General features: G+C 30.1%; 10 protein-coding genes, 4 tRNA genes and 1 riboswitch. Of the genes, 8 read left to right on the top strand and 6 right to left on the bottom strand.

What is annotated here, in order from left to right:
* Window positions 1-218: 218 nt before the first annotated feature.
* The 5 genes from KQI86_RS17455 (at window position 219) to metK (ending at window position 2,026) form a co-directional block, all read left to right on the top strand.
* Window positions 219-294 (top strand) — tRNA-Thr (locus KQI86_RS17455).
* Between the two features lie 5 nt (window positions 295-299).
* Window positions 300-385 (top strand) — tRNA-Tyr (locus KQI86_RS17450).
* 19 nt (window positions 386-404) lie between these two features.
* A tRNA-Thr gene (locus KQI86_RS17445) sits at window positions 405-480 on the top strand.
* Between the two features lie 5 nt (window positions 481-485).
* Window positions 486-571: transfer RNA gene (locus KQI86_RS17440), tRNA-Tyr, on the top strand.
* Between the two features lie 103 nt (window positions 572-674).
* Window positions 675-776: riboswitch (SAM riboswitch) on the top strand.
* A gap of 74 nt (window positions 777-850) precedes the next feature.
* Window positions 851-2,026, top strand: a complete 1,176-nt coding sequence (gene metK, locus KQI86_RS17435) for a methionine adenosyltransferase (protein WP_216440690.1) — start codon at window positions 851-853, stop codon at window positions 2,024-2,026.
* Between the two features lie 45 nt (window positions 2,027-2,071).
* On the opposite strand, the gene KQI86_RS17430 is transcribed toward metK, so the two are convergent.
* The 6 genes from KQI86_RS17430 to vanR all read right to left on the bottom strand — a co-directional run bounded on the left by KQI86_RS17430 (window position 2,072) and on the right by vanR (window position 7,651).
* A complete protein-coding gene (locus KQI86_RS17430) occupies window positions 2,072-3,061 on the bottom strand; it encodes a D-alanyl-D-alanine carboxypeptidase family protein (protein ID WP_216440689.1) in 990 nt (329 codons plus the stop codon).
* A gap of 245 nt (window positions 3,062-3,306) precedes the next feature.
* A complete protein-coding gene (locus tag KQI86_RS17425) occupies window positions 3,307-4,137 on the bottom strand; it encodes a 4Fe-4S binding protein (protein ID WP_343216191.1) in 831 nt (276 codons plus the stop codon).
* Complete coding sequence (locus KQI86_RS17420) at window positions 4,130-4,288, bottom strand: CD1871A family CXXC motif-containing protein (protein ID WP_216440688.1); 159 nt, start codon at window positions 4,286-4,288, stop codon at window positions 4,130-4,132. Before KQI86_RS17420 ends, KQI86_RS17425 begins: the two co-directional genes overlap by 8 nt.
* A 136-nt stretch (window positions 4,289-4,424) precedes the next feature.
* Entirely contained in the window at window positions 4,425-5,519 is a 1,095-nt protein-coding gene (locus KQI86_RS17415) for a TlpA family protein disulfide reductase (RefSeq protein ID WP_216440687.1), read from the bottom strand.
* Between the two features lie 307 nt (window positions 5,520-5,826).
* Window positions 5,827-6,975 (bottom strand): sensor histidine kinase, encoded by a 1,149-nt coding sequence (locus tag KQI86_RS17410; protein WP_425514391.1) that lies wholly within the window; start codon window positions 6,973-6,975, stop codon window positions 5,827-5,829.
* Complete coding sequence (vanR, locus tag KQI86_RS17405) at window positions 6,953-7,651, bottom strand: VanR-ABDEGLN family response regulator transcription factor (protein WP_216440686.1); 699 nt, start codon at window positions 7,649-7,651, stop codon at window positions 6,953-6,955. Before vanR ends, KQI86_RS17410 begins: the two co-directional genes overlap by 23 nt.
* Window positions 7,652-8,031: 380 nt before the next feature.
* On the opposite strand from vanR, the gene recD2 reads away from it, so the two are divergent.
* The 3 genes from recD2 to KQI86_RS17390 are packed head-to-tail and all read left to right on the top strand — an operon-like array spanning window position 8,032 to window position 11,964.
* On the top strand, window positions 8,032-10,251 hold the full coding sequence (gene recD2 / locus KQI86_RS17400; protein WP_216440685.1) for an SF1B family DNA helicase RecD2: 2,220 nt from the start codon (window positions 8,032-8,034) through the stop codon (window positions 10,249-10,251).
* A 28-nt stretch (window positions 10,252-10,279) separates the two neighbouring features.
* On the top strand, window positions 10,280-11,314 hold the full coding sequence (locus KQI86_RS17395; RefSeq protein ID WP_216440684.1) for a hypothetical protein: 1,035 nt from the start codon (window positions 10,280-10,282) through the stop codon (window positions 11,312-11,314).
* Window positions 11,287-11,964: a ComF family protein gene (locus KQI86_RS17390; RefSeq protein WP_216440683.1), complete on the top strand. Its 678-nt coding sequence runs from the start codon at window positions 11,287-11,289 to the stop codon at window positions 11,962-11,964. Before KQI86_RS17395 ends, KQI86_RS17390 begins: the two co-directional genes overlap by 28 nt.
* The last annotated feature ends 320 nt before the right edge of the window (window positions 11,965-12,284 follow it).

Here is a 12,284-nt window from a genome sequence, read left to right as displayed (position 1 = left end):
TGATTCAATAGCATTATAATATAAACTTCAAAACAAATAAAGTAAAAATAATTGAATATAACATATACATTAAATGAAAGATATATAGAGTAATATTAAGCAAATTCAATAAGGATTTAAATAATGGTGCATTATGACGTTTGAATTTTATTTAATAAGAATGTATACTATTCCTTGTTAACGCATTAAGTTAACTGGACAATTTAATTATAAAATGTGCTGGCATGGCTCAATTGGCAGAGCAGCTGACTTGTAATCAGCAGGTTGTAGGTTCAAGTCCTATTGCCAGCTCCATATGTGGAGGAGTTCCCGAGTGGCTAAAGGGGGCAGACTGTAAATCTGTTGGTATATACCTTCGATGGTTCGAATCCGTCCTCCTCCACCATATAAAATTTAATAAATATGCTGGCATGGCTCAATTGGCAGAGCAGCTGACTTGTAATCAGCAGGTTGTAGGTTCAAGTCCTATTGCCAGCTCCATGTATGGAGGAGTTCCCGAGTGGCTAAAGGGGGCAGACTGTAAATCTGTTGGTATATACCTTCGATGGTTCGAATCCGTCCTCCTCCACCAAAGACACATTTATGTGTCTTTTTTATTTTGTTTAATTACGAAAGACATAATTGACATAAAATTTTTAGTATGATATAATACTTAAGTAAAATGTAATAAAATGCTCTTATCAAGAGAGGTGGAGGGAAAGGGCCCTATGAAACCCGGCAACCAGTACTATGTGCTAAGGTGCCAATTCCTGCAGAAAATTTCTGCAAGATAAGAGGAACGTAACGTTATGGCGCCTCTTCTTATTGAAGAGGCTTTATTTTTTATACAAGTTGAAATGGAGGAAAAAAGATGAGAAAGTTGTTTACTTCAGAGTCAGTTACAGAAGGACATCCAGATAAAATATGTGACCAAATATCCGATGCAGTTTTAGATGCAATACTTGAAAAAGATCCAAAAGGAAGAGTTGCTTGTGAAACTACAGTAACTACTGGTATGGTTCTAGTTGTTGGAGAGATAACAACTAACTGTTATGTAGATATCACTAAAATTGTTAGAGAAACCATTGAAGGAATAGGATATACAAGAGCAAAGTATGGTTTTGATAGTGATACATGTGCTGTATTAACATCTATAAATGAACAATCTCCTGATATTGCTATGGGAGTAAATGAATCCTTAGAATCTAAAAAAGGAGAAATGGATAGAGATGAGGCTATAGGTGCTGGAGACCAAGGTATGATGTTTGGGTTTGCTACAAATGAGACACCAGAATATATGCCAATGCCAATAGCTATGGCTCATAAACTTGCTAGAAAATTATCAGAAGTTAGAAAAGATGAAACATTATCATATTTAAGACCAGATGGTAAAACTCAGGTTACCGTAGAATATGAAGATGGTAAGCCTGTAAGAATAGATACAATAGTAGTGTCTACTCAGCATAGTCCAGAAGTTACTAGAGAAGAAATAGAAAAAGATATACTAAAACATGTAATTAATGAAATTGTTCCAAAGGAATTATTAGATGAAAATACAAAATACTATATAAACCCAACGGGAAGATTCGTTGTGGGAGGGCCACAAGGAGATGCGGGTTTAACAGGTAGAAAAATAATAGTTGATACCTATGGAGGATATGGAAGACATGGTGGTGGAGCTTTCTCAGGAAAGGATCCAACAAAGGTTGATAGATCAGCAGCTTATGCAGCTAGATGGGTGGCTAAGAACTTAGTAGCAGCAGGAGTATCAGATAAAATAGAAATCCAACTAGCTTATGCTATTGGAGTTGCTAAACCAGTTTCTATAGCTGTTGATACCTTTGAAACAGGAAAAATACCAAATGATAAAATTGTTGAAATAATAAACAAAGTATTCGATTTAAGACCTGCAGCTATAATTAAAAACTTAGATTTAAGAAGACCTATTTATAAGCAGACAGCTGCATATGGACATTTTGGAAGAACAGATTTAAATGTTCCATGGGAAAACTTAGATAAGGTTCAGGATATAAAGAAATATTTATAAAAAGAAAGAAGCTGCCTCAAAATAAAAAGTGAGGCAGCTCACTTTTTACTTCGAGGCAGCACTGTTTTCGAAAGTTTGATTATATACAGTAAATGCATCCAAAATGTTGAATTGCTCTGTTTGAGGATTCCCCTCTGCATTAGCGGTGACTAAAATATATTCCTTGCCGTCTATTTTTGCCAAGCTAGCAAGACATAATTTAGCTTCCTCTGTATAACCAGTTTTCCCACCTTGGATAATACCGTTATTCACCTCTTCTGTACTCATGTGTTTGAACATTGTACTGTGAAAAGTGATTCCATCGGGATGGAGATCAGTTGCTTTCGTCGAATGACGTTTTGAAGTGAATACTTCTCGAAAAGTATCGTTTTGTAATGCATATTTCAGTAGTTTAGCAATATCATTTACAGTGCTATAATGATTCCTGTCATGCAGTCCTGTGGAATTAGTAAAATGAGTACTCTTCATTCCTAATTTTTTAGCTTTTTCATTCATTAGCTTTACATATTTTCTTTCTGAACCTGAGATTGCTTGGGCTAATCCTATACAGCTTTCTGCCCCGGAGGGTAATAACACCCCATAAATCAAATCTATTGCTTCTACATTTTCCTTGGGTAAAAAACCTGCCATAGAAGCACCTTCAGAATACAATTTTTTAAACATATTCTCTGGCAGATAAATCATTTCGTGTAAGTCTGGTAGATTTTCAATTGCCACTATTGCCGTCATAATTTTTGTAAGTGACGCTGGGTAGATTCTTTCATCAGATGATTTATCTAATAATATATGATTATCATCTAGACCAATGAGAATAGCATTTGAACTATATAAATTATTAGCTACAATCTGATTAACTCCATCGGCAACTATTATTTTTGAAGATTTTACAGATGATTCTGTTTTTTGGTTGATTCTATTTATTAGATAATTTGACAAAAATAAAGTTGTGATACATACTGCGCATACACATAGTATTGAACGAACACGCTTTATCTTCTTCTTTTTTATCTTGTATTTTTGTCTATGAGCTGTCATTTTAATATTCCTCCTTAAATATAAGTTTCAATATTTCCTTACAACATAATTCTAATAAAATTGAACATTCTTTGTGTAAACAACGGCTTATAGACCTATTAAGATTTTCTTAAGGACTACTTAATAATTTCAGGATTTTAAAAATCATAAAAATAAGAAACACCATTCCTTCATGAATTTTACATCATAAAGGAATGGTGTTTCTTAGAATCTTAAATATTCTATACTTATTCATATTTAAGATTCTAAAACTTAACTCCCTTTTTTATAGATTTTGTAGGACATATTTTTACACATTCTCCACACCTAATACATTCACAGCTATTAGGGTTTTTATAAACTTCTATACTCATTTTGCACTTATGTGTGCAAGCATTACAGCTTGTACATTTATCTTTGTCTACTTCATATTTATAAAAACTTACTTTATTAAATAATGAGTAAAATGCTCCTAATGGACATATATATCTACAAAATGGTCTGTATATAAATATTGATGATATAATAATGACAATTAGTAAGAACATCTTCCAGGCAAATAAATATCCGATAGCTCCCCTTAAAGATTTATTTAGTGAAATTAATGGTATTCCACCCTCTAGTGTTCCAGCAGGGCATATGTATTGACAAAAATATGGAAGACTTATTCCAAATTCATTTACTAAAAACATAGGTAATATTATAACAAATAATGCTAATATGATATATTTTAAATATTTGAGTACATTATTTACTTTTTTATTTACAGTTATCTTTTTAGAAGGTGTCTTATGCAGTAAATCTTGAATAAGGCCAAAGGGACATAACCACCCACATATAAATCTGCCAAATATAACACCAAATAAAGACATGAATCCAACTACATATAATGAAAAATTATATTTTATAGTTCCAATAACAGCCTGCAAAGAACCTATTGGACAAGAGCCCAGAGCTCCAGGACAAGAATAACAGTTTAGACCTGGAACACAGATTCTTTTAGTATTTCCTTTAAATATATTACCTTTTAGAAAACCATTTATATTTGCATTTGTCATTATAGCTACAATAATTTGTGTTATTCTTCTTTTATCCAATTCCTATGCACTCCAGACATATGTTTATTGCTTTTTTTAATACAATTCTTACTTCATCTCTATATATCCCAGTGAAAATAAATACAATACTCATAATTAAGATACTATATCTTATAAATACTTCACTTTTATCAAATCTATTTACATTCATAAATTTCACGCCCTTAATATATCATTTATTAAAGTATCTTTATAATAGAATATTCATTCTTGAAACTATAAAAGTTCATCAAAATAATTTACCTTAAAATCATAAAATTATTACTCTTGCCGATGTATGTAGCTTGCTATTTTATACTTTTTAATCTATCTTGAATTTCTTTCATATATTCATCTTTGTTCTTAGAACCTACTACAAACTCTCCAATGATATTTCCTTCACTATCAACAAAGAATGTAGTTGGAACTCCTGAAACATCGTTTAATATATTATTCATAATCTTTTCATCTGGAATAATATTAGCAAACGTCACACCTTTTTTTGATAAAATTTTCTTAGCTAATTCTTCATTGTCTACATCCGGTGTATCTGAAACAAGACCAATTACATTAATATTCTCATCCTTAACTTCCTCATAAAGCTTTTCAATGTCAGGCATTTCTGCTATGCATGGACTACAATATGTTGCCCATATATTTACCATCGTAAGCTTACTATCTTTAAAAATACTGCTATCTATTTCTTTACCATCTAGAGTTTTAGTTTTAAATTCAAATTTCTTATGTTTACTTAATTTTTCTTGTTCTGTTACTGGTTTAAATATTTTAATTAAGCTTTTAAATTCTTTAATTCCTCCATATATTTCTTCATAGTCTTTCTTAGATCTTTCTGATAAACCATTAGTATCAGGCTTATTATTATATAATAAGTAAAATTCAAGACTACCTTCTTTACCTATTAAATCCTTATTTTCATATTTTGAAAATAAATCTTTTTGAACTTTGCCTTCTTTTTTGCTCTTATCTATACTTACTACAGTCCATAATTCTTTAAATTCATTAGTTAAATCCATAATTTCTGCTGCAGCTTTTTTGATTTCTTCTTTATCTGTTTCTGGAATTTTAGATGCCTCCTCATTTAACTTTCGTGCCTTTTCCATAGTCTCATCAAGTATAAAACTAACGATTACTTGACCTTCTATATTCTCTTCTGGTGCTGTTGCATATGCATCTATATTTTCTGCTTTATTCTTCCACTTATTAGGTAAGCTAAACTCAATTCCTAAATCTTCAAACCTTCTTGCCGTATCATCTTGCACAGTTTCTGTTTTATTAGTTTCATTTTTAGTTTGTTTTGAATTTTTTCCTGTAGATTTATTACATGCTGACATAGATATGCAAAGTATTGCTGATATTAAAATTGTTAAAAATTTTCTTTTCATAATTAATCCACCTCTATTTTTTATATTGTATTTCCATACTTTGATTACATAATTTATTAATTTGCTATTGGCTGTTCCAGCAATAATTATAGTTTATAGAAAATGAGGAAAAACTTTGTATATATATACTTATTAATATCTTAAGAATTACTTATGGAGCGCTTAATATTTTCGGTAGGTATTATTTTGGGAAATTTGATTATAGAGAGTAAATTCATCGAAGATATATTTTAAATTTTAAAATATAGTGAAAATAAAAAAACACCATTCCTCTATGAATCTTCATATCATAAAGGAATAGTGTTTTTTAGTTGTTGATTACTCCAGGTATTTTTATATGGAATATTGTATAACCATCATTGCTTTCTGCATAAATTTCACCTTCATGTAAAATTACAATCTCTTTGGCGATAGCAAGACCTAGCCCGGCATTGCCGGTGGCCGTTCCTCTGGATTCATCCAATCTATAAAACTTTTCAAATATACTATTTAGTTTTTGTGATGGAATAGTTTTTCCATAATTTTTAAAAGCTATAATGGCATCCTGTGATTGTCTATGGACATCTATTGTAATTTTACTATTTTCATCACCATATGCAATTGCATTTTTAAATACATTATTAAATACTCGTGCCAGCTTATCCGGATCACCATAAAACATAATATTATCTTCTGCATTTACTACAACTTCTTGTTTTTTTTCAGAAAGCATTGGATAAAATTCATCTGCCATTTGAAATAACATATAGGATAAATTAAAGTCTCTTTTCTCTAATACAATGGTTTGAAGATTATATCTGGTAATTTCAAAAAATTCGTTGATAAGCTTTTCAAGTCGATTTGCTTTTTCTAAAGTAAGATCCATATATTTTGCCCTTTGTTCAATAGGCATATCTGGGACTTCTGACATTAAATCCAAGTATCCGATAACTGAAGTAAGAGGAGTCTTTATATCATGTGCAAGATAAACAACTAAATCATTCTTCCTTTGTTCCGACTGTTTTGCATCTCTTTCTCTCTTCTCTAGAATATGTTTGCACATATTTAGTTTAGTTTCCATGAAGCTCAGTTCTGGAGATAGTTCAATTTCTTTATCTGAACCTTTCATTAAGTCGTCCATGCCCTTATCAATTTCATCAAAGTATTTTGTAACCCAAGACATAGCAAATTGAAAAATAATTAAGAAAAAAATGACACTTAAAACTAACATAATTTTATCTATGTTATTGCGGAATATATATTGGTGAATAATCACTGCATCTGACTCGGATAAATAAAATGTATTTCGTAAGAAATCTACAATCCAATTACCAAAACGGCCTCGTAATAAGGAACTTAATAACCCTAAAAATCCAAAGCTTAATAAAATAAGTATTAATACTTTAAAAAATATTTTTCGTTTGAACGCTAAATAATCATTTTTTCTAGTGTTATTAGTTTTCAATTTTATAACCAACTCCCCATACCGTTTTGATATATTTCGGATTTTCAGCTGAATCATTCATTTTTTCTCTCAAGTGTCTAATGTGAACCATGATGGTGTTGTTGCTGTTGCTAAAGTATTTATCTCCCCAAACTTCATGAAATAACTTGTCAGAGCTTACCACTTGCCCTTTGTTCTCACACAAAACCCATAGAATTGAAAATTCCGTAGGAGTCAAAGATAAAGGTTTTTCATTTAAAAAACATTCATGATTATTTTTGTCTACTACTAGCCCTCCTATAGAGATTATGTCTTCTTTTGGGGATTTGTTTAATTGATTATATTTTGTAAACCTTCTTAATTGTGCTTTTACTCGTGCCACTAGCTCTAGTGGTCGAAATGGCTTTGTAATATAATCATCTGCACCTAATGTTAAACCTGTGATTTTATCCACCTCTTCATCTTTTGCAGTCAACATAATGATTGGGAAGTTATACGAATCTCTTATTTTTTTGCAAATAGAAAACCCATCTATATCTGGGAGCATGATATCTAAAATAGCCATGTCTAAATCTTCGGTTTCTATAACTTTCATTGCTTCTGTTCCTGTATAACATTTGAACACTATGAAATTTTCATTCGTTAGATACAATTCGATTAAATTAGCGATAGCTTTCTCATCTTCAACCACTAAAATTTTAGTATACATATATACACCTTCTTTTTATTTTTATATCAATTTATATCATTATAGTAAATTAAACGATTAATTCAGTCAATATATCTACTATGTAAATGGCTTACGTACATTGATTTGAAAAATTGAACAAATTAATATAAACAGTAATTTAATTTGTTGTTTAATATTTAGCAATACACTTATGTAATAATTATTACATAGATAGAAAAAAATTATAACCATAGTGATTATTGTGTTTTTATTTTATAGGTAGTCAATAATATTAATGATGTAAAATATTATGTTATAATGTAGTCATATAAAGTAAAATTTAGTGTGGCTTAAGCGAAGAACCCAAATGGGATATTAGTGGCGGTTAGCTATCGGATAAAAAGAGTAGGAGAGATTTTATGGCAGAAGTACAAGTAACTGTAGATTCTATCATATTTAAAAATGATGATAATGGATATGTAGTAGCTAGGGTGAAAGAAAAAAATAAAACAATAACTATAACAGGATGCATACCTTATATAATGGAGGGGCAAGATTTGAACTTAGTTGGGGAATGGGTTACACATCCTCAATTTGGAGAGCAATTTAGAGTTGATAGTTGTGAAGAAACTTTGCCAAATACTATAAAAGGTATAGAAAGATATTTAGCTTCAGGAATAATATCTGGAATAGGACCTGTTACTGCCAAAAAAATAGTGGAGGCCTTTGGAGAATCTGCGTTTAATGTATTGGAGAATGATATTGAAAGACTAAAAGAGATTGAAGGCATAGGGGAGAAAAAAATAGCCATTATTTATAAATCCTACGGCAAACAAAAAGAGTTAAAAAATATAATGATGTTTTTTCAAAATTACGGAGTAACTACTAATCAATGTTTAAAAATATATAAAAGATTTAAGAGTGATTCTATAAGAATAGTTAAGGAGAACCCATATATTTTAACAGAAGAAATATCAGGTTTTGGATTTAAAACTGCAGATAAAATCGCAAGAAATTTGGGAATTGAACTCAGTTCCCCTTTTAGAGTAGGTTGTGGAATAAAATATATAATAAATCAGTTTTGTGGGTTAGGTCATACATGCATGCCTATGGATAGGCTTATTAAAGAAGGAATAAGTATATTAGGGGTTAGTGAAGAACTTCTAAAAGAAAGTTTAATATATAATGCTTATGAAGGCAAAATTAAAATAGAGGAGTGTAATGGAGAACAATATGTATTTACAATACCTTACTATTACTGTGAATTAGGTATAACAAAAAAAATTATTACACTTTCTCTAGGGAATTTTAATAAACTAGAAATAGATATAGATAAAGAAATAAATGAGTTTGAAGAAAATAACAATATTAAATTTGCCCCTTCTCAAAAAGAAGCTATAAAGGGTGCATTATTAAATGGTATTGAAATAATTACTGGAGGTCCTGGTACAGGAAAAACCACAATAATAAACTGCATAAGTCAAATATTCGAAAAGTATGGAATGAGTGTTTTTATGGCTGCACCTACTGGAAGAGCAGCAAAAAGAATGGGGGAGGCTACAGGGAAAGAGGCTAAAACAATACACAGATTGCTAGAAATGGGAATGGGGGAAGATGATGAGGAATTATTCTCTAAAACTGAAGAAGCTCCTTTAGAGTGCGATGTTATAATCGTTGATGAAGCTTCGATGATAGATATAGTTCTCATGCATAATTTATTAAAAGCAGTGCCGCTAGGTACAAGATTGATAATTGTTGGAGATGTGGACCAACTTCCATCTGTTGGGCCAGGAAATGTGCTAAGAGATTTAATTGAAAGCAATTGTGTAAAAGTAGTAAGGTTAAAAGATATATTTAGGCAATCTTCAAAGAGTATGATAGCTTTAAATGCTCATAAAATTAATAATGGTGAAATTCCTATTTTGAATGAGAAAGATAAGGATTTTTATTTTATAAATAATGATGATAGCTCAAAAATTTTAGATACAGTAATTAGCCTAATAGACAAAAGATTACCGAAATTTAATAAAGATTGGGATAAACTAAAACATATCCAAATATTAAGCCCTATGAGAAAAGGCATGCTTGGAGTAGATAATTTAAATGAAAAACTCAAAGATGTGCTAAATCCTAAGTCGAGTGATAAAAAAGAAAAACAATTTAGAGAAACTTTATTTAGAGCTGGAGATAAGGTAATGCAGATCAAAAACAACTACTCGTTAAAGTGGAAAAGAGTAGCTGGAATAGGTGAAAATGAGGGGGTAGGTATATTTAATGGTGATATGGGATATATAAAAGATATAGATGAAGAGAATGATACATTGACAGTAGTATTTGATGAAGAAAGAAAGGTCGTTTATGAAAGTATTTATCTTGATGAGCTGGAATTAGCATATGCTATAACTATACATAAAAGTCAAGGAAGTGAATTCCCGGTAATAATTATTCCTGCTTTTATGGGACCGCCATTGCTTATGAATAGAAATCTATTATATACTGGTATAACTCGTGCTAAGAGTTTGGTTGTAATAGTAGGCTCTTTAAAATCTATAAAATTTATGATTGACAATAATAAGAGTTTTGAAAGATATTCGCTTTTAAAATGGAGAATAGAAAACATTATGAATGCTGCTAATTAAAACATAATGATATTGGAGTGTAGGACTTATGTTTATGAGTAAAATTACGAAATTAAATTCTGAAGAGGAAAGGCTAGAAAATCAAATTTTAAATTGGTTATATTCAGGAGAGCAATTTTTAAACATAATAACTGTACCTAATAATTCCTCATATTTATTAACTAAAGTTATAGGAGATTATTTAAGATTGAATAACAAAATTCTCTATATAACAAATGAGGAAGAGGAATATATTGATGTACTCAGAAATTTTAAAAAAAGAGCTTTTCCTAGAAACTATGCTTATTTAAAAAATCCATCCATAGAGCTAGATAGAAATTTAATAGTATGTAATTACGATAATGCTTTAAAATTAAAAAGTAAATTTGATATAGTAATCTACGATGACATAAGGAGTTTTCCTATTTATAGTAAATATGAAATTATAGATATAATGGCAAAATGTTGTAAAGAGAATGGTAAGCTCATATCTTATTCTGTTGAAGCTTTGTTTAATAAAAAAAGAGAAATATGTTTTCCTATTTTGGAGAATAGACTGCCATTAGTAGAGCCGAGAATTGTAACTACAAAAATAGACTTAAATTTAGATATACCATATACAATTTATGAATACTTAAAATGGTGGCTTCATAGTAATAAAAAAATTATTTTATATGTTCCATATGAAGAACATATATTTAACGTATTTCAGTACATTGATAAATACTGTAAGGAGCTAACTAATAATATAGTTTGCTATTATAAAAATGAAAATTCTAAAAAAATATTGTTAAATTTTGAAAAGTGTAAATCGGGAATATTGATAACGAATGATTTAAAAGAGAGAGCCTTTAGACTTTACCCTAGCGAAGATACTAATGAAATGGTGTTTTTTTCCGATAACCATGTGTTTGATTATAAAAAATTAGTTTATTTTTGTGGGGCAGAGGCTTTAAATAAAAACAGAATAGGCAGAGAGCTCCTATTTGTAGCAAATGAAGAAAATGAACAAATGTATAAAGCTAAAAATATGGTAAGGAAATTCAATAGAGAAGCGTGGGAAATGGGATTATTAAGTATTTAAAGAATATAGTAGATGCAGTATTATCCATAATATATAGTGAAAGAGATGAATGCCCATTATGTAAGGCCTATATGGAAGAGAGCTTTCTTTGTCAAAGATGTCTAAATAAGATAAATTTTATTACAGGTTCATTTTCAATTAAGAGAGAAGATTATAGTTTTAAATGTTATAGTTTAGCAAACTATTCAGATAATATAGCACATATGATAATAAGACTAAAATATAAAAAAGACTTTCAATGTGGTGAAGTATTAGGGCACTTACTGAGTAAGAAAATAATAGAAAGTGGAATCCATGCTCATTATTTAACTTTTGTCCCAATGACTAAAAAAGCCATTAAAAAAAGAGGATATAATCAAAGTGAATATTTAGCTAAGGTAGTAGGTAAATATTTAGATATACCAGTTATTAAATCTCTTAGTAAAACTAAGGATACCTTAGATCAAATAGGGTTGAATAGTAGTGAGCGGTGGAATAATGTTCATGATTCCTTTTATATATATAATAAAAATAAAATAAATAATAAAAAAATAATATTAATCGATGATGTGATTACAACTGGAGCTACAGCATATAATTGTGCAAAAGAGCTTATGAATAACGGAGCAAAAGAAATAAATATCTTGACTGTAGCGAAAAGTAATGTATAATTTTAATATATTGAGTTAGGTCTGTGATTGAAAGTCGATGCCAGTCGCAGGCGAAACGATCCACGTAAGTTAAATAAAATGTTTAATGAGCATGGTGCGGCTTAGAAGTAAGTCCTGCCGTTAGAATTTATTGACGAGAGGGCCAGTAGTGAGAGGTTAATTCCCGGTAGCGAAAACTCCAGCAGGCGGGTGTGGGGTCAAAGATCAGGTCAGCTAACTTGATAAAAAGAGTTCTTATTTTAGGATAAGAACTCTTTTTTATATATAGAGCAATATAGTAATTTGGTGATAGTTTAAGGAATAGTTAATATGAGAGTGTC

The organism is Clostridium mobile (genome assembly GCF_018918285.1).
Taxonomy (GTDB): Bacteria; Bacillota; Clostridia; order Clostridiales; family Clostridiaceae; genus Clostridium_AW; species Clostridium_AW mobile.
The sequence above is the reverse complement of the archived record's forward strand: the minus strand, read 5'-3'. Positions and strand labels throughout refer to the sequence as shown.